The organism is Pseudomonas subflava, from assembly GCF_023823685.1.
Classification (GTDB): domain Bacteria; phylum Pseudomonadota; class Gammaproteobacteria; order Pseudomonadales; family Pseudomonadaceae; genus Aquipseudomonas; species Aquipseudomonas subflava.
The window spans coordinates 159,616-182,808 of the sequence record NZ_JAMXBF010000003.1 but is presented as its reverse complement, the minus strand read 5'-3'; the positions used below and the strand labels follow the sequence as shown (position 1 = coordinate 182,808).

The 23,193-nt window shown below is 67.5% G+C and carries 15 protein-coding genes and 1 pseudogene; 3 read left to right on the top strand and 13 right to left on the bottom strand.

Features of this window, described 5'->3' with window-relative positions:
* Positions 1-77 precede the first annotated feature (77 nt).
* The gene (locus tag NF616_RS04275; protein ID WP_252271819.1) at positions 78-1,853 is read right to left on the bottom strand and encodes a 7TM diverse intracellular signaling domain-containing protein; all 1,776 of its coding nucleotides are present in this window, start codon (positions 1,851-1,853) and stop codon (positions 78-80) included.
* Positions 1,854-2,025: 172 nt separating this feature from the next.
* Here NF616_RS04275 and NF616_RS04270 point away from each other — a divergent pair, with 172 nt between their 5' ends.
* Positions 2,026-2,910, top strand: coding sequence for a type 1 glutamine amidotransferase domain-containing protein (locus tag NF616_RS04270; protein WP_252271818.1), 885 nt, complete (start codon positions 2,026-2,028; stop codon positions 2,908-2,910).
* 187 nt (positions 2,911-3,097) lie between these two features.
* On the opposite strand, the gene NF616_RS04265 is transcribed toward NF616_RS04270, so the two are convergent.
* The 7 genes from NF616_RS04265 to glnA all read right to left on the bottom strand — a co-directional run bounded on the left by NF616_RS04265 (position 3,098) and on the right by glnA (position 13,214).
* Positions 3,098-4,282 (bottom strand): BaiN/RdsA family NAD(P)/FAD-dependent oxidoreductase, encoded by a 1,185-nt coding sequence (locus tag NF616_RS04265; RefSeq protein ID WP_252271817.1) that lies wholly within the window; start codon positions 4,280-4,282, stop codon positions 3,098-3,100.
* 1,012 nt (positions 4,283-5,294) lie between these two features.
* Positions 5,295-7,487, bottom strand: a complete 2,193-nt coding sequence (yccS, locus tag NF616_RS04260; RefSeq protein ID WP_252271816.1) for a YccS family putative transporter — start codon at positions 7,485-7,487, stop codon at positions 5,295-5,297.
* Positions 7,488-7,742: 255 nt separating this feature from the next.
* A complete protein-coding gene (ntrC, locus tag NF616_RS04255) occupies positions 7,743-9,176 on the bottom strand; it encodes a nitrogen regulation protein NR(I) (protein WP_252271815.1) in 1,434 nt (477 codons plus the stop codon).
* Positions 9,173-10,255 carry a nitrogen regulation protein NR(II) gene (gene glnL / locus NF616_RS04250; RefSeq protein WP_252271814.1) on the bottom strand — a complete coding sequence of 361 codons (1,083 nt, stop codon included), beginning with the start codon at positions 10,253-10,255 and terminating at the stop codon, positions 9,173-9,175. The genes ntrC and glnL overlap by 4 nt, the downstream gene beginning before the upstream one ends.
* 188 nt (positions 10,256-10,443) lie before the next feature.
* A complete protein-coding gene (locus tag NF616_RS04245; RefSeq protein WP_252271813.1) occupies positions 10,444-11,070 on the bottom strand; it encodes a DUF4124 domain-containing protein in 627 nt (208 codons plus the stop codon).
* 15 nt (positions 11,071-11,085) lie between these two features.
* On the bottom strand, positions 11,086-11,646 hold the full coding sequence (locus NF616_RS04240; RefSeq protein ID WP_252271812.1) for a DUF4124 domain-containing protein: 561 nt from the start codon (positions 11,644-11,646) through the stop codon (positions 11,086-11,088).
* Positions 11,647-11,807: 161 nt separating this feature from the next.
* Entirely contained in the window at positions 11,808-13,214 is a 1,407-nt protein-coding gene (gene glnA, locus NF616_RS04235) for a glutamate--ammonia ligase (protein WP_252271811.1), read from the bottom strand.
* Positions 13,215-13,532: 318 nt separating this feature from the next.
* Between glnA and thiI the strand changes: the two genes are divergently transcribed.
* Positions 13,533-14,990 (top strand): tRNA uracil 4-sulfurtransferase ThiI, encoded by a 1,458-nt coding sequence (gene thiI / locus NF616_RS04230; RefSeq protein ID WP_252271810.1) that lies wholly within the window; start codon positions 13,533-13,535, stop codon positions 14,988-14,990.
* A 127-nt stretch (positions 14,991-15,117) separates the two neighbouring features.
* Positions 15,118-16,935, top strand: a complete 1,818-nt coding sequence (typA, locus tag NF616_RS04225; protein WP_252271809.1) for a translational GTPase TypA — start codon at positions 15,118-15,120, stop codon at positions 16,933-16,935.
* A gap of 68 nt (positions 16,936-17,003) precedes the next feature.
* Here the strand turns inward: typA and NF616_RS04220 are convergent, their stop codons facing one another.
* From NF616_RS04220 to moeB, 5 genes and pseudogenes are all read right to left on the bottom strand, one after another.
* On the bottom strand, positions 17,004-18,485 hold the full coding sequence (locus tag NF616_RS04220) for a M4 family metallopeptidase (RefSeq protein WP_252271808.1): 1,482 nt from the start codon (positions 18,483-18,485) through the stop codon (positions 17,004-17,006).
* 160 nt (positions 18,486-18,645) lie between these two features.
* Positions 18,646-19,377: an alanyl-tRNA editing protein gene (locus NF616_RS04215; RefSeq protein ID WP_252271807.1), complete on the bottom strand. Its 732-nt coding sequence runs from the start codon at positions 19,375-19,377 to the stop codon at positions 18,646-18,648.
* A 2-nt stretch (positions 19,378-19,379) separates the two neighbouring features.
* Entirely contained in the window at positions 19,380-20,363 is a 984-nt protein-coding gene (locus tag NF616_RS04210) for a serine O-acetyltransferase (protein WP_252271806.1), read from the bottom strand.
* Between the two features lie 17 nt (positions 20,364-20,380).
* Positions 20,381-21,298: a PLP-dependent cysteine synthase family protein gene (locus tag NF616_RS04205; RefSeq protein ID WP_252271805.1), complete on the bottom strand. Its 918-nt coding sequence runs from the start codon at positions 21,296-21,298 to the stop codon at positions 20,381-20,383.
* 10 nt (positions 21,299-21,308) lie between these two features.
* Positions 21,309-23,191 (bottom strand): annotated as a pseudogene (moeB, locus tag NF616_RS04200) (molybdopterin-synthase adenylyltransferase MoeB).
* Between the last annotated feature and the right edge of the window lie 2 nt (positions 23,192-23,193).

The following is a 23,193-nucleotide window of genomic DNA, read 5'->3' as shown; positions in this document are numbered from 1 at the left end:
GGACGGAGTCGGCATGCTGGCACGCGCCGCGCCGGCTGGCGCGATACAGATGGCGGTTAAAACGCCTCGTCCGTCTGCTAGACGCTCGGCGACCCGTCGATGCGCACCCGGTTGCGGCCCTCGGCCTTGGCCTGGTACATGGCCATGTCGGCCTGGCGGATCAGCTGGGTGGGGCTGCCCTCGCCGCGGCTCAGGGCGATGCCGATGCTGGCGCCGACGCGCACCTCGCCCGCCGGCGTGGCGATGGGCTGGCCGAGCCGCACGAGGATGCGTTCGGCCACCTCGCGGGCGGCCTCGTCGGAGGCGAGCGCCTCGCACACCAGAACGAATTCGTCGCCACCCAGGCGGGCCGGCAGGTCGCAATCGCGGGCGCAGTTCTGCAGGCGCTGCGCCACCTGCTCCAGCACCTGGTCGCCGAGGGCATGGCCGTGCTGGTCGTTGATCGGCTTGAAACCGTCCAGGTCGATCAGCATCACCGCCAGCGGCTCGCCGTTGCGCAGGGAGCGGCGCAGGGCCATTTCCAGATGCTGCTGCAGGGCGTTGCGGTTGGCGAGGCCGGTCAACGGGTCCTGCAGGGCCAGGGCCTGCAGGCGCAGGTTGGCGGCGGCCAACTCCTCGGTGCGTTCGGCCACGCGCCGCTCCAGCTGGCGCTCCTGGGCCTGCAGGCTCGCCTCGCGCTGGCGCTTGTGGGCGTTGAAGCGCGCGGCGAGGGCGAAGGACAGCAGGATCATCTCCAGCATCGAGCCGATCTGCATGGCGTGCAGGGTGAAGAAGTTCGAAGGGATCAGGGCGAAATTGCGCAGGGCCATCAGCGCCGCGCCGCACAGCAGCATGGTCCAGGCCAGGGCGAAGAAACCGGCGCCCGGCACGCGCCGGCGTACGCTGACGAAGGCCACGCTGAGCAGCACCGCGCAGACGCTGACGCCGAAGATCGACATGGCCTTCAGCGCCAGCGGCACCGGCAGCAGCAGGGTGGACAGGGCGCAGCTGAACACCACGGCGAACCACAGGCCGAGGAACCGGTCCCAGCGCGGCAGCCAGCGGCGGGTGTCGAGGAAGCTGCGGGCGAACAGCAGGGCGATGGCGCCGGCGGCGCTGATGCCGAACGGCAGCGCGCGGTTGGTCCACCAGCCCGCGCCAGGCCAGAGCAGCTGGGCGCCGAGGCCGTTGAGGCCGAGCAGGCCGATGCAGAAGGTCGAGACGAACAGCACGTAGTAGATGAACGGCCGCTCGCGCAGGGCGATGAACAGCAGCAGGTTGTAGCTGCCCAGCGCCAGCAGGGCGCCGAGGTAGATGGCCTGGGCCAGGTAGCCGCGGATGCTGTGCTGCTCGTGCTCGGCCAGGCTGTAGAGGCTGGTGGCGAGCGTCATGCTGCCGGAAGAGCTGGCGCGCAGATAGAGGGTGCGGCGTTCGCCCGGCTGCAGGTGCAGGTCGAACACCGGGGTGCGATTGCCGACGCTGCGCTGGTCATACACCACCATGTCGCCGGCGTGGCCCAGGCGAATGCCGTCGCGGCCCACGTCGAACAGCTGCACCCGGTCCAGCGAGGGATAGTCGACTTCCAGCCGCCAGCGTCCCGGATGGCTGGCCGTCGACTCCACCTCCACGCGCAGCCAGATGGCGCCGCTGACGTAGCCGAAGCCCAGGTCGCGGCGCGTGGCGCTGGAGGTGAAGCGCTCGGGGTGGGCGATCAGCTCGTCCAGTTGCAGACGGCCTTCGGGGTCGGCCAGGTAGTCGGCCACGCCGTACAGCGGCAGGGCGTCGGTGTGGTCCGTCAGCTGCAGGGTCGCGGCCCAGCCGGGCGTGGCCAGCAGGCAGAACAGAAGCAGCAGCGAAGACAGGGCGGAGCGCATCGGGGGTCCATGGCGGTGAGCCGGTGGCCAATAGTGGCAGAGCGCCACGGCGTGCGCCAAGCCGGATGTGATCACAACTGGCAGCGCCGGCGCGGCGCGCTGTCGCGATCGGCCTGCTCGCGGCGGCCGGGGGCTGCTATGGTCTGTGCCCATCTTTCCTCGAGAATTCGCCATGCCCGCACCCTGCGTCCTGATGCCCCTGCCGCGCCGCGACTACGACCCCAGCGAGGCCGCCCTGGCCTGGCGCGCGTTGCGCCGCGCCGGCTACCGGGTGTGCTTCGCCACGCCGGATGGCCGGCCCGCCGAGCCGGACCCGCTGATGCTCAGCGGCGAAGGCCTGGATGCCTGGGGGCTGGTGCCGGGGCTGCGTCGGCTCAAGCTGCTCGGCCTGCTGCTGCGCGCCCGTCGCGAAGCCCGCCTGGTCTGCGCCGAGATGCTGCGCGATCCAGACTATCTCCAGCCGTTGCGTCACGAGCGCCTGCGCGTCGAGGATTTCGCCGGCCTGGTGCTGCCCGGCGGCCACTGGGCCCGGGGCATGCGCGAATACCTGGAGAGCGAGACGCTGCAGGCCTTCGTCGCGGCCTATTTCGCCGCCGACAAGCCGGTCGCGGCGGTCTGCCACGGTGTGCTGCTGGCCGCGCGCAGCAAGGGCGCGGACGGTCGCTCGGCGCTGCACGGGCGCAAGACCACCGGCCTGACCTGGAAGATGGAGAAGACCGCCTGGGACCTGACCCGCTTCTATGGCCGCTGGTGGCAGGGCGACTACTACCGCACCTACGCCGAGGCCGCGGGCGAGCCGGCCGGGCACATGAGCGTGCAGGGCGAGGTGGGACGCCTGCTGGCCAGCCCGGCGGATTTTCTCGACGTGCCGAAGGACGCTCCCGACTTCTGGCGCAAGACCAGCGGCCTGCACCGCGACACACCGGAAGACAGCCGCCCGGCCTGGGTGGTGCGCGATGGCAACTATGTGTCCGGGCGCTGGCCGGGGGACATGCACGAACTGATGCGGCGGTTTATCGAGCTGCTGCCGGCGGTCCAGGTAGGCGTAGAGCCGTAGCCCGGATGCAATCCGGGAATACAGGCGGACCGCCCCCGGATTGCATCCGGGCAACATGCTCTATCGAACTGTTGCCCGCGGTGTAGATCGGCAGCGGCCGGTGCGCACGGTATACCCTACCGTCCTTAGCGCGCGTAGAGCGCATCGGAGGCGCCCTGTCTCCCTGTGGAGGGAGCCCGGCAAACCGTCAGGCGTACTGCGCGGCGGCGTGGGCCGAGGCCCAGGCCCATTGGAAGTTGAAGCCGCCCAGGTGGCCGGTCACGTCCAGCACCTCGCCGATGAAGTACAGCCCCGGCGACTTCTGCGACTCCATGGTCTTCGACGACACCTCGCGGGTATCGATGCCGCCCAGGGTCACCTCGGCGGTGCGGTAGCCCTCCGTGCCGGCCGGCACCAGGGTCCACTCGGCCAGCCTGGCCGCCACCGCCTCCAGCTCCGCCGGGGTGTACTGCTTGAGCGGCTTGCTGACGAACCACTGCTCTGCCAGCAGGCCGGCCATCTTCTTGGTGAACAGCTCGGCCAGCAGGGTCTTCAGCTCGGTATTGGGACGTTCGCGCTGCTGGGTGGCCAGCCACTCGGGCAGGTCGATGTGCGGCAGCAGGTTGATGCTGATGGCGTCGCCCGGCTGCCAGTAGGAGGAAATCTGGAGGATCGCCGGGCCACTCAGGCCGCGGTGGGTGAACAGGATGTTTTCCTTGAAGCTCGTGCCGTTGCAGCTGACCACGCAGTCCTCCACCGAGGTGCCGGACAGTTCGGTGCACAGCGCCTTGAGCTGCGGCTCGGTGATGGTGAAGGGCACCAGGCCGGCGCGGGTCGGCAGCAGGCTGTGGCCGAACTGCTTGGCCACCTGATAGCCGAAGCCGGTGGCGCCGAGGGTGGGGATGGACAGGCCGCCGGTGGCGATCACCAGCGACTCGCAGGTGAGCTTGCCGGCGCTGGTGTGCAGGGCGTAACCGGCATCGGTCTTGCCGATGGTCTCGACCGAGGTGTCCAGGCGCAGGTCGACGCCGTGCTCGTCGCACTCGGCCAGCAGCAGGTTGAGGATGTCGCTGGCCTTGCGGTCGCAGAACAGCTGGCCGAGCTTCTTCTCGTGGTAGGGCACGTCGTGCTTGATCACCAGCTCGACGAAGTCCCACTGGGTGTAGCGGGCCAGGGCCGACTTGCAGAAGTGCGCATTTTGCGAGAGGAAGTTGGCGGGCTCGCAGTACAGGTTGGTGAAGTTACAGCGGCCGCCGCCGGACATGAGGATCTTCTTGCCCGGCTTGTTGGCATGGTCCAGCAGCAGGACCTGGCGCCCGCGTGCGGCGGCTTGCGCCGCGCACATCAGGCCGGCGGCGCCGGCGCCGATGATTATGACCGGGAAGAAGGACACGGCTGAACCTCGATGAGTGCAAAGCCGCGCATTCTAGCGGAAAGCGCCGCTCGGCCTGCGCCGCGGTCGTCGGCCGGGCGGGAGCGATGCGCGGGACCGGCCCTCTCCCCCGGCCCCTCTCCCGCAGGCGGGAGAGGGGTGGCTTCTGCCGAGGCGCCGTGCGACGACTATGCGCGTGTTATGTCGCCTGCATTCGAAGCGCAGGCACCGTCAGGCCATTCCGTGAAAGCATGCAGTACATGTATCGCATCGACTGGCGCGAGCCTCGCCACCTCGCAAGCGAGAGAAGTCGCACGGCGAAAGGCACGAGCGCCGCTCCGGCCCCCTCTCCCATTCATGGGAGAGGGTTGGGGAGAGGGCGGTCGGCTCACCGGCATCGTCAGGCAGTTCCGCGAAAACACGGCTGGACCTGTATCGGCATCGTCTGGCGCGCTCCTCGCCACATCGCGAGCGAGAGAAGTCGCACGGCGAAAGGCACGAGCGCCGCTCCGGCCCCCTCTCCCATTCATGGGAGAGGGTTGGGGAGAGGGCGGTCGGCTCACCGGCATCGTCAGGCTGTTCCGCGAAAACACGGCTGGACCTGTATCGGCATCGGCTGGCGCGCGCCTCGCCACCTCGCGAGCGAGAGAAGTCGCACGGCGAAAGGCACGAGCGCCGCTCCAGCCCCCTCCCCCATTCATGGGAGAGGGCGGTCGGCTCACCGGCATCGTCAGGCTGTTCCGCGATAACACGGCTGGACCTGTATCGGCATCGGCTGGCGCGCGCCTCGCCACCTCGCGAGCGAGAGAAGTCGCACGGCGAAAGGCACGAGCGCCGCTCCAGCCCCCTCCCCCATTCATGGGAGAGGGCGGTCGGCTCACCGGCATCGTCAGGCCGTTCCGTGAAAGCACGCAGCACCTGTATCGGCATCGGCCGGCGCGAGCCTCGCCACCGCGCGAGCGCGAGAGAAGTCGCACGGCGACAGGACGAACGCCGCTCCAGGGCCTTCTCCCATTCGTGGGGGAGAGCCGCCTTATGCCGCCTTGGCCTGCGCTGGCTCGGCCGGGCCCTTCTGCAGGTGCGCCACCAGGGTGCGCAGGGGCGCCAGCTGGCGGCAGATAAGCCCGAGTTGCACCTGCACCAGACGATGACCCTCGTCCATCTCGTCGGGCAGTTGCTCAAGCTCCTCGGCCAGGTTCTGGTCGGTCTCGTCATAGACCGCCACCGGTTGGCCGCTCTGCAGGCCGGCGGCGATGGCGTCGAGGCTCTGGCTGATATGGGCCACGGCGCGGTCGTGCAGGGCGTCGCTGGCGTCGTCGGCCAGGCTCGCGCGGTGCGCGCCGAGGGCCGACAGGTAGCTGAGCAGCGTGTGCGACAGCACCAGGAAGCGGAAGCCGGTCTCGGCGTCCTTCCGGAAGTGGCCGGGCTCCAGGAGCATGTTGGACAGGGTGGTGGACAGCGCCGCGTCGGCGTTGTGCGCGTTGCGCCGGGCCAGGCGGTAGCTGAGGTCGTCGCGGGCGCCGGACTCGTACTGCTGCATGATCTGCAGCAGGTAGCGGCTGTTGCTGCTCAGGGTGCTGGCCAGCACCTGGTTGAGCTTGCGACCCTGCCAGTCCGGCAGGATGAAGAACACCGCCAGGCCGGCGATCACGGTGCCCAGCACGGTGTCCACCAGGCGCGGCCAGAGCAGGGTGTAGGCGTCGCTGATCTGGTTGAAGCAGAGCACCACCACCAGGGTCATGGCGGTGGTGGCCAGGGTGTAGCGGTCGACCCGGTTGGTGAAAAACACCACGCCGGCGCCGACGGCGAACAGCGATTGCAGCAGTGGGTCGGGAAACAGGCGGATCAGCGCCCAGCCCAGCACCAGGCCGATCAGCGTGCCGCTGACCCGCTGCACCAGGCGCAGGCGCGTGGCGCCGTAGCTGGGGCGGCAGACGAACAGGGTGGTGAGCAGGATCCAGTAGCCCTGCTGCGGGTGAATCCAGTGCAGCAGGCCGTAGCCGGCGAGCAGCGCGGCGGACAGGCGCAGGGCGTGGCGGAACACCAGGCTGGTGGGGGTGACGTGCTGGCGCAGGCGCTCGAAGGCTTCCTTGAAGGTCTGCGGCGAGCGGTCGAGCAGGCTGCTGTCCTGTTCGTCGGCCAGAGCGTCGGGGTTGCTGGCGCTGGACAGCTTGCGCTCGAGGGTGGCGAGGTTGCTGGCCAGCGCGCCGAGCGAGCGCAGCAGGCGGCGCCAGGCGGGGTTCTGCTGCTCGTGCAGGTAGGTCATGGAGGCGTCGAGGTCGGCCATGGCCTGGCTGTTGTCGTTGTAGTCGAATGGCTGGCGCAGCCGAATCGCCCGGCCCAGCGCCTGGCAGGCCTTGCCCTGCTGACTGAGCAGGCGGCCGCAGCGGAACATCACGTCGCTGTGGAAGAAGGCCTCGGCCAGGGCGTTGTAGGGGTAGTGCGAGGAGCTGGCGCGTTCGTGGATATCCTGGGCGATGAAGTACAGCTTGAGGTAGCGGTTGGTCTTCTGCCCGCTGCGCTTGCGGCTCATGCGGTTGAGGATGATCTCCTTGGCCAGGTTCAGCGCCGTCACCACCCGGCCATTCTGCCGCGCCAGCTCCAGGCGACGGGCCTCAAGGTCGAGCTGCCTGACCGGCTCGAACAGCGAGGCCTTCAGGCGCAGGTAGGCGCCGAGTTCATCGAACACCCGCGACAGTGCCTGCTGCACCGGTTGCTGGCTGAACAGCGCGCTCCAGACGATGCCCAGCAGGCCGTACCAGGCGGCGCCGCCGATCAGCAGCAGCGGCTCCTGCCAGAAACCACCGGCCATGCCGCCGCGGTGCTCCAGACCGATGGCCGTGTAGATCGCCAGGATCAGGGTGGCCTGGGCCACCGCGGCGTAGCGCTCGCCAATGCCGCCGAGCAGGGTCATGGCGAAGGCCGCCAGGGCCAGCCCGCCGCCGAACAACCAGGGGTAGGGGAACAGCAGTTGCACGGCGCTGGCGGTGGCGCCGAAGCAGGTCAGGGTCACCAGCAGCGCCTGGCTGCGGCCGCGCCAGTGGTCGTCGCTCTCGGCCAGGGCGCTGGCGATGCAGCCGAGGAACAACGGGATGACGAAGGCGATGCGGTCCAGATACCAGCACAGCGCCATGGCCCCGGCCAGGGCGATGAATACCCGCACGCCGTAGGTGAATTTCTCGCGCGCCCAGAGATGGCGCAGTGTGGATCGCAACGATGAGGGCATGGGCGAACGGCGGCCAGGCAAGAAGAATGGTGTGCCGAGAAGACGGCGCAGGAGGCGAGCGAGGCACCCCTTTTTTGACCTTTCGTTCAGAGGATAGCCGTTCGTGTCGAGCGGGTGGAGTCGGCCCGCTGCGGAGAGGTGTGCACAGGACGGGCGAAAGACCTAGCCGAGACAATGGCGGTCGTCGGACTCACCGAACCTCGGCAGGGTGCACCGCGCGCACCATTCGCGCGGCTCCGATGGTGCAGCTGGGGTTCAGTCCTCGCTGTCGTCCTCGTCGCTGCCGTCCACCTTCATGCCCAGCTCCTTGATCTTGCGCGTCAGGGTGTTGCGACCCCAGCCCAGCAGCACGGCGGCGTCGCGGCGGCGGCCAGCGGTGTGCTTGAGCGCGGTCTCGATCATGATTCGCTCGAAGGCCGGCACCGCGCTGTCCAGCAGGCTGGACTGGCCGCGGGCCAGGGCCTGGTCGGCCCACTGGCGCAGGCCCTGTTCCCAGTTGGCGGCGGGGGCGTTTTCCTGAGGCTGGGTGAGCAGCTCCGGCGGCAGGTCGTCGATGTGCACCTCGCGACCGGAGGCCATCACGGTGATCCAGCGGCAGGTGTTCTCCAACTGGCGCACGTTGCCCGGCCAGGGTAGATGCTTGAGGTAGTCCTCGGTCTCGCTCTTTAGCAGCTTGGGCTCGACGGCCAGTTCCTGGGCGGCGCGGCCGAGGAAGTGGCGGGCCAGGGTCGGGATGTCCTCGCGGCGGTCGGCCAGGCGCGGGATGTGGATGCGGATGACGTTGAGGCGGTGGAACAGGTCCTCGCGGAACTTGCCGGCCTGCACCAGGGACTCGAGGTTCTGGTGGGTGGCGGCGATGATGCGCACGTCGACTTTCACCGGGGTGTGGCCACCGACCCGGTAGAACTCGCCGTCGGCCAGTACGCGCAGCAGGCGGGTCTGGGTGTCGGCCGGCATGTCGCCGATCTCGTCGAGAAACAGGGTGCCGCCGTCGGCCTGCTCGAAGCGCCCGCGACGCTGGTTGGCCGCGCCGGTGAAGGCGCCTTTCTCGTGGCCGAACAGCTCGGACTCCATCAGGTCCTTGGGAATCGCCGCCATGTTCAGCGCGATGAACGGCGATGCCGCGCGCGGGCTGTGGCGGTGCAGGGCGTGGGCGACCAGCTCCTTGCCGGTGCCGGATTCACCGTTGATCAGCACGGTGATGTTGGAGTGACTCAGGCGGCCGATGGCGCGGAACACCTCCTGCATCGCCGGCGCTTCGCCGATGATCTCCGGGGTGCGCGAGAGCGAGGCCGGAGCCTCCAGGCTCTGCTGTTCCTGGGCGTGCTGGTTGGCGCGCTTGACCAGGGACACCGCCTCGTCGACGTCGAACGGCTTGGGCAGGTACTCGAAGGCGCCGCCCTGGTAGGAGGCCACCGCGCTGTCCAAGTCGGAGTGGGCGGTCATGATGATCACCGGCAGGCGCGGGTGCATGTCGCGGATGCGGGCCAGCAGGTCCAGGCCACTGGCGCCGGGCATGCGGATGTCGGAAATGATCACGTCCGGCTGCTGGCGGGACAGGCGGGTGAGCACGCCATCGGCGCTGTCGAAACTCTGGGTGGTGATGCCCTCCTGCTGCAGGGCCTTCTCCAGCACCCAGCGGATGGAGCGGTCGTCGTCGACGATCCAGACGGTTTCACTGCGGCTCATGGCTGTGCGGCTCCTTGGTCCAGGGGCAGGAAGATCGAGAACACGGTATGGCCCGGATGGCTCTCGCATTCGATCAGTCCCTGATGCTGGCTGATGATGTTCTGGGTGATGGCCAGGCCCAGGCCGGTGCCGTCGGGGCGACCGCTGACCATGGGGTAGAAGATGGTTTCCTGCAGCTCCGGCGGAATGCCCGGACCGTTGTCGATGATCTCCACCTTTACCACCAGGCGATGGCGGGTATGGCCGATGGTGAACTGGCGGAAGGTGCGGGTGCGCAGGCTGATGCGGCCCAGGCGCAGGTCGCTCTGGGCCGAGAGGGCCTGCAGGGCGTTGCGCACGATGTTGAGCATGGCCTGGATCAACTGCTCGCGGTCGATCAACAGGTCGGGGATGCTCGGGTCGTAGTCGCGCACCAGGGTGACGCTGCCCTGGGCCTCGGCCTCGATCAGGCTGGCGACCCGCTCCAGCACCTCATGGATGTTGGTCATGGCCAGGGAGGGCAGCTTGTTCGAGCCGAGCATGCGGTCGACCAGGTTCCGCAGCCGGTCGGCCTCCTCGATGATCACGTTGGTGTAGTCGCGCAGGCCTTCTTCCGGCAGCTCGCGGGCCAGCAACTGGGCGGCGCCGCGGATGCCGCCGAGCGGGTTCTTGATTTCGTGGGCCAGGCCGCGCACCAGCAGCTTGGTGGTCTCCTGCTTGGACAGCTGCGCCTCTTCCTTGGTGATGCGCAGCAGGCGGTCGCGCGGGTGCACTTCCAGCAGCAGCAGGGTCTGGCCGCGGTTGAGAATGGGCGTCACCGCATAGTCGACGGTGATCGTCTGGCCGGCCAGCGAGGTGAGTTGGGCTTCGCGCTTGGTGAAGGGATGCGCCTGTTCGACCGCCTGACGCAGCGAGCTGAGGGCCTCGGGAGATTCGGTGAACAGCTCGCTGATGAACTGGCCGTGGCTGCGCTGGCCGCTGACCGCCAGCAGCATCTCCGCGGCCGGGTTCATGTACTCCAGGCGCAGCTCGGCGTTGAGCAGAATGGTCGCGGTGGTCAGGTTGTCCAGCAGTAGGCGGTGCAGGGCGTCGTTGATCATGGCAGGTAGATGTCCCGGCGATGGGCTGGAAAATGCAAGAAGCAAACCAAGGCCCCGAAAAGACGCGAATTTCTGCCAGCCGCCGCCCTCGGGCTACGTTTGGGCGCAGCCGGCGAGGTGTCGAGTGAACCAAAACGGGGAGAGTATAGAAATCGGTGCAGCGATGCGCACCGATTTGGTGCGCATTGTCAGTCGACGAAGGGAAGGATGCTGATGATGCCCTTCGGCGGTTCGGCGGGCTTGTCTTCGATAGGGCATTCCGGGCGGACGCCCCAGTCCTTCTTCTTGCAGGGGTTGGTGCGGCGCTTCTCGGCCAGGGAGATGCGCTTCATGTGAAAGGGCTGGCTCGGCGTGCGTTCGACGATGCGACCCTGGGCATCGACGATCTCCACCGAGATCTGGTGGGTGCCGCGGTCGACGTTTTTCAGCGGAAACACCGGGCTGCGCCCGGCCTCGCTCGCCGGCTGGCCGTCCATGATCAGGCGGAAGCTGTGGCCGGCGTGCAGGGCGGGCTCGCTGGTGGCGCTGACGATCAGGTCGCCGCTCATCTCGCGCAGGGTGGCGTCCGGCTCGGGCACCAGGATGCGCAGCACCTGATAGCTGAGTTCCTTGGGCAGCGGCTCCGCGACCCTTGGCGGAGGCACTTTGGTGGGGCGCATGGCGTTGGACGGTGCCATCTCCACCCGCTCGGCCTGCTCGGACTGGGGCTGGTCGGTGAAGACGCGATTACCCTCGGCGTCGACGTAGGTGTAGACGCCGGCCTGGGCGGCGAAACTGGCGAGGCCGAGGAGCAGGCAGGGCAACAGGCGTGGCATCGGGGCGTTCTTCACTCAGGGGGCCGGTCGGGGCGTGGGCTTGGGCGGCGCGGCATTCTGCCGCGCCGGGCTGTTCAGGCTGATGCGCTGCACGGTGAACACCACGGTCGGGCTCTGCTGCACCTGGCGTTCGCCGTTGAGCACTTCCACCGCCAGGCTGTGTTCGCCGCGGTCGACGTTGGTCAGCTGCAGGCGCGGGACGTTGCTGGCCTGGCCGTAGGGCTGGCCGTCCAGCAAGAGGCGGAAGCGGTGGCCGGGCATCAGGCGCGGTTCGATCTGCACGCCGACGGTGAAGGTGCCGTTGTTGGCGCGCAGCGCCGCCTCGTCGGGCAGGTTGGTCAGCTGCAGGGTGCCGTAGGGCGGCAGGTCGCTGTTCGCCGGCGGGGCTTGCTCGGTCACCACCGGCTCCTGCGCTTCCACCGTATTGGTCGGCGGCAGCTCGACCGATTCGGCGCTCTGGCCTTCCGGCGGCTGGTTGGTGAAGACGGTATTGCCGTTGGAGTCGGTGTACTTGTAGATCTGCGCGGCGGCCGGCAGGGCCAGGGTGCAGAGCAGGCAGGCGGTGAGCAGGCGCATCGGTAAGCTCCTGAAGGGTCCTGCGGCAAGGGTTGCACCGCGCGGCGTACCTGGCAAGTCCGCGCTGCGGCCCGCGTGGCGTGGCGCACCAAAATTGCGGCGGAAAAAAAGAGGCCTCCCGAAGGAGGCCTCTCAGATGAGCCGGAAAGCTCAGGACTGGATCAGACGCTGTAGTACAGGTCGTATTCCAGCGGGTGCACGAAGGTGCGCACCTTGATTTCTTCTTCGCTCTTCAGCTCGATGTAGGCATCGATGAAGTCGTCGGAGAACACGCCGCCCTTGGTCAGGAACGCGCGGCCCTTGTCCAGTTCTTCCAGCGCCTCTTTCAGGCTGCCGCACACCTGCGGGATTTCCTTGGCCTCTTCCGGCGGCAGGTCATACAGGTTCTTGTCGGCGGCATCGCCGGGGTGGATCTTGTTCTGGATACCGTCCAGACCGGCCATCAGCAGAGCTGCGAAGGCCAGGTACGGGTTGGCGGCCGGGTCCGGGAAGCGCGCTTCGATGCGGCGGGCTTTCGGGCTGGAAACGTACGGGATACGGATCGAGGCGGAACGGTTGCGGGCCGAGTAGGCCAGCATGACCGGGGCTTCGAAGCCCGGGACCAGACGCTTGTAGGAGTTGGTCGACGGGTTGGTGAAGCCGTTCAGGGCCTTGCCGTGCTTGATGATGCCGCCGATGAAGTACAGGGCGGTGTCGGACAGGCCGGCATAGCCTTCGCCTGCGAAGGTGTTCTTGCCATCTTTGGCGATGGACAGGTGCACGTGCATGCCCGAACCGTTGTCGCCGTACAGCGGCTTCGGCATGAAGGTAGCGGTCTTGCCGTAGGCGTCGGCGACGTTGTGCACGCAGTACTTCAGGGTCTGAACTTCGTCAGCCTTGTTGACCAGGGTGTTGAACTTCACGCCGATTTCGTTCTGACCGGCGGTCGCCACTTCGTGGTGGTGAACTTCTACGACCAGGCCCATTTCTTCCATGGCGTTGCACATGGCAGTACGGATTTCGTGGTCGTGGTCGCACGGCGGAACCGGGAAGTAACCGCCCTTGACGGCCGGGCGGTGGCCCTTGTTGCCGGACTCGACATCGGCGTCGGTCATCCAGGAGCCCTGTTCGGAGTAGATCTTGAACATGGAACCGGAGATGTCGGACTTGAACTTCACTTCGTCGAAGATGAAGAACTCGGGCTCCGGGCCGACGAAGACGGTGTCACCGATACCGGTGGTCTTCAGGTAGGCCTCGGCGCGCTTGGCGATGGAGCGCGGGTCGCGGTCGTAGCCCTGCATGGTGCTGGGCTCGATGATGTCGCAGACCAGAATCAGGGTCGGCTCTTCGGTGAACGGGTCTAGCACGGCGGTATCGTCGACCGGCAGCAGGATCATGTCGGAGGCTTCGATGCCTTTCCAGCCATGGATGGAGGAGCCGTCAAACATTTTGCCGACTTCGAAGAATTCGTCGTCCAGGGCGTCACGGGCCGGCATGGTCACATGGTGCTGTTTGCCCTTGGTGTCGGTGAAGCGCAGGTCAACCCACTTCACGTCGTGTTCTTTAATCAGTTGAAGCGACTTCGACATGGTGTCCTCCAGGTGGATGGGGCCGGCTTCGCCAGCCTCCGGAATCGGTGCAAAACCGGGCGGATGGTCCGCCAGGCCTGGCTGCCTCACAAGGGAGCAATTTGCATGCCAGTGCCCCGGAATGGGCTGAGGGCCTGAAACTCAGGGGTGCCGGGGGCTGCAAGTGGATTCCGGGTGTTTTTATGCACCGAATGAGTGCCAGGAAATGCCTGGCCGCCCTGTTTTGGTGCTCGCGTTGTTTTTTGGTCAAAGCTTGAGCAGTTTCCGCTATAATCCGCGCCCCTGTTTTTCGGCACGCACTCCGGCGCTCGTTTTCCCATGAAACTCATCGTCAAACCCTTCGCGGAAATCACCATCAAGAGCCGGCCGGTGCGCAAGCAGTTCATCCGCCAGCTGGCGAAGAACATCCGCACGGTGCTGCGTGACCTGGACCCCGAACTGGAGGTGCAGGGCGAATGGGACAACCTGGACCTGATCAGCCGCGTCGGCGAGCGCAAGGTCCAGCTGGAGATGTTCGAGCGCCTGCGCTGCACGCCGGGCATCGCCCACTTCCTGGAAGTGCACGAATACCCCTACGTCGACTTCGACGACACCTTCGAGAAGTGCCGCGAGCACTTCGGCGCCGGGCTCGCTGGCAAGGTCTTCGCCGTGCGCTGCAAGCGCGCCGGCAACACCCATGACTTCACCTCGATGGAACTGGCCACCCACGTCGGCAGCCGCCTGCGCCGCGAATGCGGGGCCGCCGGCATCGACCTGAAGAACCCCGAGGTAGAGGCGCGTTTCGAGGTGCGCTACGACCGCCTGCTGATCATCCACGCCCAGCACGAGGGCCTCGGTGGTTATCCGCTGGGCTCCATCGAGCAGACTCTGGTGCTGATGAGCGGCGGCTTCGACTCCACCGTCGCGGCCTATCAGATGATGCGTCGCGGCCTGCTCACCCACTTCTGCTTCTTCAACCTCGGTGGCCGTGCCCATGAGCTGGGCGTGATGGAAGTGGCCCACCACCTGTGGAGCAAATTCGGCAGCTCGCACCGCGTGCTGTTCATCAGCGTGCCGTTCGAGGAGGTGGTCGGCGAGATCCTCTCCAAGGTCGACAACAGCCAGATGGGCGTGGTGCTCAAGCGCATGATGCTGCGCGCATCCAGCCGCATCGCCGCCGAGCTGAACATCGATGCCCTGGTGACCGGCGAAGCCATCAGCCAGGTGTCCAGCCAGACCCTGCCGAACCTCTCGGTGATCGACGCGGTCACCGACACCCTGGTGCTGCGCCCGCTGATCGCGGCGCACAAGCAGGACATCATCGACACCGCGGTGGCCATCGGCACCGCCGAGTTCGCCAAGAACATGCCCGAGTACTGCGGCGTGATCTCGGTGAACCCGACCACCAAGGCCAAGCCCGGCCGCATCGAGCACGAAGAGAGCCACTTCGACATGGCCATCCTCGAGCGCGCCCTGGAGCGCGCGCGGCGGGTGACGGTGGACCGGGTGATCGACGAGCTGGGCCAGGACGTGCAGGTCGAGGAAGTCGCCGAGGCGCTGGCCGGGCAGATCGTCATCGACATCCGTCACCCGGACACCGCCGAGGACGAACCGCTGGCGCTGCCCGGCATCGAAGTGCAGGCGCTGCCGTTCTACGCGCTGAACAACCGCTTCAAGGAACTGGACGAGAACCGCCAGTACCTCCTCTATTGCGACAAGGGCGTGATGAGCCGTCTGCACGCCCACCACCTGCTCAGCGAGGGGCATGCCAATGTGCGCGTCTACCGTCCGCGCTAGGGCGACCCGCCTGCTCAGCGAGGTGCGCCGTCGGCGCCCTCCCGATCAGGCCGTTTAATTCCCCGTTCATCCGGGTCGCGTAGAGTGCGCGGCCACTGGTTTCAGAATCCTTAATCGAGACGACATCGTGATCGAAAAACTGCGCAACATCGCCATCATCGCCCACGTCGACCATGGCAAGACCACCCTGGTAGACAAACTGCTGAAGCTCTCCGGCACCCTCGACCGCAAAGAAGCGGAATCCGAGCGCGTGATGGACTCCAACGACCAGGAAAAAGAGCGCGGCATTACCATCCTGGCGAAGAACACCGCCATCAAGTGGAACGGCTACAACATCAACATCGTCGACACCCCCGGCCACGCCGACTTCGGCGGCGAGGTAGAGCGCGTGATGTCGATGGTCGACTCCGTGCTACTGGTGGTCGACGCCCAGGACGGCCCCATGCCGCAGACCCGCTTCGTGACCCAGAAGGCGTTCAAGGCCGGCCTGCGTCCGATCGTGGTAGTGAACAAGATCGACCGTCCGGGCGCACGCCCTGACTGGGTCATCGACCAGATCTTCGACCTGTTCGACAACCTCGGCGCCACCGATGAGCAACTCGACTTCCCGATCGTCTACGCCTCGGCCCTGAACGGCATCGCCGGCATGGACCACGAGAAGATGGACGACAACATGGATGCCCTGTTCCAGGCCATCATCGACCACGTGCCGGTTCCGGACGTCGATGTCGACGGCCCGTTCCAGATGCAGATCTCCCAACTGGACTACAACAGCTTCCTCGGCGTGATCGGTATCGGTCGTATCGCCCGTGGCCGCGTCAAGACCAACACTCCGGTAGTTGCCATCAGCGACGACGGTACCAAGCGCAATGGCCGCGTGCTGAAGATCATGGGCCACTCCGGCCTGCAGCGCGTCGAAGTGGCCGAAGCCGAAGCCGGCGACATCGTCTGCGTTTCGGGCATGGACGAGCTGTTCATCTCCGACACCCTGTGCGACCCGCAGCACATCGAGGCGCGTCCGCCGCTGACCGTCGACCAGCCGACCGTGAGCATGACCTTCCAGGTCAACGACTCGCCGTTCGCCGGCAAGGAAGGCAAGTTCGTCACCAGCCGCAACATCAAGGACCGTCTGGACAAGGAGCTGCTGCACAACGTCGCCTTGCGCGTCGAAGCCGGTGATTCCGCCGAGAAGTTCAAGGTTTCCGGTCGTGGTGAGCTGCACCTGTCGGTACTGATCGAAACCATGCGTCGCGAAGGCTTCGAGCTGGCCGTGGGCCGTCCGGAGGTGGTGATCATCGAGAAGGACGGCGTCAAGCAGGAGCCGTACGAGAACGTCACCATCGACATCGAAGAACAGCACCAGGGTCCGGTGATGGAGCAGATGGGTCTGCGCAAGGGCGACATGACCAACATGGTTCCGGATGGCAAGGGTCGTATTCGTCTGGAGTACGTGATCCCGGCTCGCGGCCTGATCGGTTTCCGTAACGCCTTCCTGACCATGACCTCCGGCACCGGCATCCTGACCTCCACCTTCGACCACTACGGTCCGGTGAAGGCCGGCGACGTCGCCCACCGCCAGAACGGCGTGCTGGTCTCCATGGCCACCGGCACCGCGCTGACCTACTCCCTGGAAACCCTGCAGGACCGCGGCAAGCTGTTCCTGTCCCCGGGCGACGAAGTCTACGAAGGCCAGCTGGCCGGCATCCACAGCCGCGACAACGACCTGGTGATCAACCCCACCAAGGCCAAGAAGCTCGACAACATGCGTGCTTCCGGCAAGGACGAAACCATCCAGTTGACCCCGGCGCTGAAATTCACCCTGGAACAGGCTCTGGAGTTCATCGACGAGGACGAACTGGTGGAAGTGACGCCGAAGTCCATCCGCCTGCGCAAGAAGATGCTCAACGAGAACGACCGCAAGCGCTACGAGCGCAGCAAGGTCTGATCCTCGCGCAATGAGTGAAAAGCCCCCGTCGGAGCGATCCGGCGGGGGCTTTTTTCATGCTGCCGCGTTTACAGCGCGCTCGGGCAGCGCACGCCGACCGCGGCGAAGGCGGCCGTGGCGTCGGTGCTGTCGTAGCCGCGGTTCAGCGCGGACTGGATCACGCCGCAGGCGCCCTGGTCGAAGCCGCTGGTCTCGGTCCAGTAGAAGCGGTTGGCATCGACGAACACCTCGAAGGCCTTGCGCGTGTTCCAGCCGGCGCTGCGGCTGAGCAGATGGAAGGCGCGGTTGTACACGCCGCTGGAGTGGTGCACGTCGAGGCCGTCGTAATACTGGCTGGCGTGATCGATGGAGGCGCCGTCGCGGCTGGGCTGGTCCATGTAGCGCAGCGAGCCGTTGCCCTTGAAGATGTCGGCGCCGACCTTCCAGTCGTTGCTGCCGCGCATGAAGTACTCGGCGGCTTCGCCGGCCATGTCAGAGAACGCCTCGTTGATGCCGCCGGACTGGCCCTCGTAGACCAGCCCCGAGTTCAGCTCGGTGAAGCCGTGGCTGACCTCGTGGGCCGAGACGTCCAGCGACACCAGTGGATGGAAGCGGCTGCGGCCGTCGCCGAAGGTCATCGCCTGGCCATCCCAGAAGGCGTTCTCGTAGCCGCTGCCGTAGTGCACCTTCATGTACAGCTTGCGCTCGTTGAGCGGGCGCAGGCCGTCGAACCAGCTGCCGTACATGCGGAACACCACGTTGCCGAAGTAGTGCGCGTCGTTGAGCGGCGAGTAGGCGCCGTTGATTGGCTTGTAGTCGTTGTACGGGCAGGCGAAGCGGAAGGGCGTGACGCTGCGGTTGTCGTAGCGGTGGTTGAGGTTGACGGTGATCACGTCGCCGCTGTTCATCTGGCAGTTACTGGTGACGACCAGCGGGCCGTAATCGCTGCCGTACTGGTATTGCCCGGTCTTGCTGTTGCCGCCCGGTCCGGTCGCCTCGGCATGGGCCAGGCCTTCCCAGCGCGCGAGCAGCTCGCCGGTGTTGGCCTCGATCATGAAATGCGGGCGCGACGGCCTGGCGCCGGCGATGAAGAAGGACACCACATAGGCCAGCTGCGCCTGGCTCCGCTCATTCAGGCGCACCACCAGCTCGCTCTGCGGGTTGCTCGGCGGCAGGGCGCTGTGGATCAGGCCGCGGGCGCGCTGCAGCGCCTGCTCCGGGGTCAGGGTCGGGGTGGCGTCGCGGGCCAGGTCCTGCTCGATGCCGACCAGCATGCGCCCGGAGCGTGTGGGGCTGCGTCCGCTCGTCTCGGTGATGGCTTCGCCCCACACGCGCACGCCCTTGTAGAACTGCTGGTAGCGCACCACCTGGTTGCCGCTCGGCATTCGCGCGCTGGCGCTTTCGTCGAGTTCGTCCTGGGCCAGGCCCAGGTCGCGGTGGATGTCACCGCCGGCGATGCCTGCGCGGGCGGCGGGCAGGCTGGCGACATCGACCAGCTGCGCCGCGAGGGCAGCGGCGGGCAGGCCGAGGCTGGCCAACAGCAGCGATTGTGGGATCAGTTTGTTGTGCATGGTCTTCTCCTTGGGTACGGAGGATGGCTCCGTGGTGGGGGCCGACCGCCTTGTGGGCGGTCGGCGTTACTCGTCGCGGCGGGGAGGCGGGTAGCCGACCGACGCAACGAAAAGGAGGAAGAGAGCGCAGCCGCGGCGGGCGCGGCAGGGCGGTGCGGAATCAGCTGAAGCGCAGCGTCACACGGCGGTTATGTCGGCTCTTCTTTTCGATCTTGTCGCAGGTCACCGCGCCGACTTCGGCGGTGTTGCGCACGTGGGTGCCGCCGCAGGGCTGCAGGTCCACGCCGGGAATGTCGATGACCCGCAGCGTGCCGTCGCCCTGCTGCGGCGGCGGAACCTGGGTGCGGCACAGGCCCGGCAGGCCGCGGTACTCGTCGGCGGACAGTGTGCGCACGTTGACGTCGAGCGCACCGTCGACCAGTTCCTTGAGGCTCTGGGTGATGCGGTCCTTGTCGAGGGTCGATTCGGGCAGGTCGAAATCCAGGCGGCCCTTGTCGACGGCGATGCTGCAACCGGTCACCGGCGCGTCGACGATGGCGCACAGCAGGTGCAGGCAGGTGTGCATGCGCATGTGACGGTAGCGGCGTTCCCAGTCCAGGCAGCCCTGCAGCTCCATGCCCGCGTGCAGCTCGGCGCGGCTGCCGTCCTCCAGCTGGTGCCAGATGATCGAGCGCAGCAGCGGGTCGCGCTGGGTGCCGGTCACCGCCACGGCGGAGCCATCGGGCAGCAGGAAGTGGCCCTGGTCGCCGGGCTGGCCGCCCCCGGTGGGATAGAACAGGGTCTGATCCAGCGCCACGCCCTGATCGCTCACCGCCAGCACGCGGGCGGTGAAGGTGTGCTGGTAGGGCAGCTCGTCGAACAGCGGGCGGGTGTGCAGGGCGGGTGCCGTCATGGTCAGCCTCCTACGCTCAAGATGTGGGGTTTGAGAACCGCCTGCACCAGCTGGTTGAGGCCGGGCGGGTCGAGCAGCGTCATGTCCTGCTGGGCGTCGATCACGCGCAGGTTCAGCGGGTAGCGCGGCGCCGGAACCAGCGCGCCGAAGTTGCGCAGGCGGTACTGGCGGTGATGGCGTTCGCGCACCGTGCATTCCAGGGCCAGGCAGCCGAGCAGGCGGTGGTCGGCGTCGAGCACCGTGACGTCTTCCGCCTCCGGCAGCTCGCCGACCAGGTGCACGCGCTCGCCGAGGACGAAGGCGCCGAGGTAGCCGCGGCCGCCGGCGACGCTGGCGCGCTGCATCTGCAACTGGTTGACGATGCTGACCCGGGCATTGGCCGGTACATCGCGGGTGATGACGCAGGCGGGACTGACGAAGGCGTGGTCGCCGATGTGGATGGCGCCGAGAATGCGCGCGCCGGCGCCCACCTCCACACCGTTGCCGAGGGTCGGGTGGCGCTTGCCGCCGGGGTTGTCGGCGATGCCGGCGGCGCCCAAGGTCACGCCGCTGAGCAGGTAGCAGTCGTCGCCGATCTCGCAGGTCTCGCCGATCACCGTGCCGAAGCCGTGGTCCAGCACGAAGCGCCGCCCGATGCGCGCCGCCGGGTGGATCTCCACGCCCGACTGGAGCTTGCCGGCGTTGGCCAGGCGATGGGCGATCAGCTCGCGCAGCGGCAGCCCGCCGTGCAGCCACACCTGGTGGGCCAGGCGGTGGAACAGCACCGCCTTGAACGAGGCATAGGTCTCCAGGATCAGTTCGCTGCGCCCGCAGGAGGCGGGGTCGCGGTCGGCGTAGGCCTGCAGGTCCTCCGCCACCTGGTCCACGGCGCGGTCCATGATGCGGTCCAGGTACGGCATCAGCGGGTCCAGGTGCTCCGGGCGCAGAGCGTGCACCAGATGGTCGAGCAGCCCGTCGTAGAGTTTCAGGCGGTCGAGATAACGCATTCCGTCGTCCTCCACGGCTAGCAGTCGAAGTGCGGCAGGTAGCTGTCGACGCCGTCGTAGACCAGCGTCAGTACGCGCGCGCCGCGTGGCAGCTCGCCGGCCAGCTGGGCGATGGCCACCAGGTTGGCGGCCGACGACAGGCCCAGGCTGATGCCGTCGCTGCGCATGGTGCGGCGCACCCGGTCCAGGCACGCCTGCTTGGTGACCTTGAGCATGCCGTCGAGCACGCCGAGGTTGAGGATGGCCGGCACCAGGCCGATGGACAGGCCCTGGATCTCGTGCGGCGCGTGGCGGTCGGCGAGCAGGTCGCACTGCTCCGGCTCCACGCCGAACACCCGCAGCTGCGGCCAGTGCGCCTTCAGCGTCTCGCCCAGGCCGGTGACGTGGCCGCCGGTGCCGATGCCGGCGACCAGGCACGCCGGCGGCAGCTCGGCGAAATCGCGGAGGATCTCCTTGGCCGTGGTGCGCCGGTGGATCTCCGGGTTGGCCGGATTGCGCTGCTGGTTGAGCATCACGTAGCCGGGATTCTCCAGCTGCAACTCCATGGCCAGCTCGCCGTGGGAATTGTTGCCGCGGCGGCTGTCGGACAGCACCACCTCGGCGCCGTACAGGCGCAGCAGCTTCTGCTTCTCCGGGCTGTAGTTGTCGGGGATCACCAGCACCACGCGGTAGCCGAGGATGTTGCCGGCGATGGCCAGGCCGATGCCGGTGTTGCCGCCGCTCGGCTCGATGATGGTCTGGCCGCCGCCCGGCACCAGGATGCCGCGGGCCTCGGCGTCGCGGACCATGGCCAGGGCGATGCGCGCCTTGTGGCTGCCGCCGGGGTTGAGCGATTCCAGCTTGGCGTACACATCGAGCCCGGTCTCGGCGCTGAAGGCCGCCAGGCGCACCACCGGCGTCTCGCCGATGGCCTGCAGCAGGGATTCGTGGATCATCGGCCGGTCCTCAGTACAGCGGCATGTCGGGGTCGACATCGCGGGCCCAGGCCTTGAGGCCGCCGCGCAGTACCGTTACCTCGATATGGCCGGCCTCCAGCAGCTGGCGCGCGGCGCGTTCGGCGCGAGGGCCGCCGTAGCAGATCAGGCAGAGCGGGCGGACACGGTCCAGCTCGTGCAGGCGTTCGCCCAGCTCGCCCAGTGGGATGTTGAGCGCGGTGGGCAGGCGGCAGACTTCCAGCTCGTTGGGTTCGCGCACGTCCAGCAGTTGCAGGTCCGCGCCGCTGGCCAGGCTCAGCTGCAATTGCTGCGGGCTGACGAACCGCGCGTCATCCAGTGCGGCGTCGCCAGTGGCGGTGGCCGCGCAGGCGACCGGGGGCTCGGCGCGCAGCGTGCGGTCCGTGCGCGCGGACGAGCAGGTGATGCAGTCGGCGCGGCGCTTGAAGCGCACCTCGGCGAACCTCATCGCCAGGGCGTCGAAGCGCATCAGGCGGCCGACCAAGGGCTCGCCGATGCCGAGGATCAGCTTGATCGCCTCGGTGGCCTGGAGCAGGCCGACCACCCCGGGCAGCACGCCGATCACGCCGCCGGCGTTGCAGTTGGGCGCCAGCTCGGCGGGTGGGCTCTGTGGATACAGGCAGCGGTAGCAGGGGCCGTCCTGGTGGTTGAACAGGCTGACCTGGCCGTCGAAGCGGTGCAGGGCGCCGTACACCAGCGGGCGCTTGAGCAGCACGCAAGCGTCGTTGAGCAGGTAGCGCGTGGCGAAGTTGTCGGTGCCGTCGATCACCAGGTCGTAGTCGCCGACCAGCTGCAGCGCGTTGTCCGGGGTCAGAGCGCAGTCGTGGGCGTCGATGCGGATATCGGGGTTGAGGTCATGCAGGCGGCGACGCGCCGATTCCACCTTGGCCTGGCCGAGGGTGCTGGTGCCATGCACTACCTGGCGTTGCAGGTTGCTGCTCTCGACCCGGTCGAAATCCACCAGGCCGAGGGTGCCGATGCCGGCGGCGGCCAGGTAGAGGCTGACCGGCGAACCCAGGCCGCCGGTGCCGATGATCAGCACACGGGCGTTCTTCAAACGCAGCTGGCCGCTGCGGCCGACATCCGGCAGGGTGATGTGGCGCACGTAGCGGCGCACCTCGTCGTTGCTCAGCTCGTCGCAGTCCAGGCCGCCGGAGGTGGCGAGCATGATGTCCAGCTCGGCCTCGCCCGGCAGCGGGCTGTCGGCCTCCAGCAGTTCGCCACCGGCGGTGAGCAGGAAATGCTCCTTGAACTGGTCGTTGCCGTAGAACAGGTGCTCGCGCAGGCCGGCATGGCGGCCGCAGACGTCCTCCACCAGCTCGCGCACGGTACGGCCCTGGCCCTCGACCCGCGCCGCGGGAAGCCTGGCGACGCGGGCCAGCACTTCCGGAAAGATCACCACACTCATAGCCAAACTCCTTTTGCAGGCCGTTAAGGGGAGCCGGGGAATTCCCGGCTGCAGACGAATTCTTCTCCGCTCCACTCGAACAGCTTGGCGCCGCGCGCCTCGCCGGCGCGCACATCCACCACCAGGTAGGCGACGGGATGGATGGGCTGGCCCATGAACAGCGCCTTGTCCTCGTCTTCGCGGCTGAAATAGGCGCCGACGTCGGGGTGCGAGTGGTAGATGACCCGCACCGGGTTGTCGCCGCGCAGGCTGTGGTTGAGCAGCAGGGTGTCGGCCACGGCGAAGGTGTAGCCGTTGGCGGCGCTGCGCCGGTACACCTCGGGATCGAGCCGGTTGAGCCGGTTCTGGATGTTCTCGCCGCAGTGCACGCGGGCGTCGGCGAAGACGAAGCCGCAGCATTCCTCGGGATAGGTCTCGGCGGCGTGGCGATAGATGGTCTGCAGGGCTTGGTGATCGAGGACGTCCATGT

Excerpts from the sequence above, each read along its gene's own strand:
- NF616_RS04275 (WP_252271819.1), bottom strand. The coding sequence starts at position 1,853 with ATGCGCTCCGCCCTGTCTTCGCTGCTGCTTCTGTTCTGCCTGCTGGCC.
- NF616_RS04270 (WP_252271818.1), top strand. The coding sequence starts at position 2,026 with ATGCCCGCACCCTGCGTCCTGATGCCCCTGCCGCGCCGCGACTACGAC.
- yccS (WP_252271816.1), bottom strand. The coding sequence starts at position 7,487 with ATGCCCTCATCGTTGCGATCCACACTGCGCCATCTCTGGGCGCGCGAG.
- ntrC (WP_252271815.1), bottom strand. The coding sequence starts at position 9,176 with ATGAGCCGCAGTGAAACCGTCTGGATCGTCGACGACGACCGCTCCATC.
- glnL (WP_252271814.1), bottom strand. The coding sequence starts at position 10,255 with ATGATCAACGACGCCCTGCACCGCCTACTGCTGGACAACCTGACCACC.
- NF616_RS04245 (WP_252271813.1), bottom strand. The coding sequence starts at position 11,070 with ATGCCACGCCTGTTGCCCTGCCTGCTCCTCGGCCTCGCCAGTTTCGCC.
- NF616_RS04240 (WP_252271812.1), bottom strand. The coding sequence starts at position 11,646 with ATGCGCCTGCTCACCGCCTGCCTGCTCTGCACCCTGGCCCTGCCGGCC.
- glnA (WP_252271811.1), bottom strand. The coding sequence starts at position 13,214 with ATGTCGAAGTCGCTTCAACTGATTAAAGAACACGACGTGAAGTGGGTT.
- thiI (WP_252271810.1), top strand. The coding sequence starts at position 13,533 with ATGAAACTCATCGTCAAACCCTTCGCGGAAATCACCATCAAGAGCCGG.
- NF616_RS04220 (WP_252271808.1), bottom strand. The coding sequence starts at position 18,485 with ATGCACAACAAACTGATCCCACAATCGCTGCTGTTGGCCAGCCTCGGC.
- NF616_RS04215 (WP_252271807.1), bottom strand. The coding sequence starts at position 19,377 with ATGACGGCACCCGCCCTGCACACCCGCCCGCTGTTCGACGAGCTGCCC.
- NF616_RS04210 (WP_252271806.1), bottom strand. The coding sequence starts at position 20,363 with ATGCGTTATCTCGACCGCCTGAAACTCTACGACGGGCTGCTCGACCAT.
- NF616_RS04205 (WP_252271805.1), bottom strand. The coding sequence starts at position 21,298 with ATGATCCACGAATCCCTGCTGCAGGCCATCGGCGAGACGCCGGTGGTG.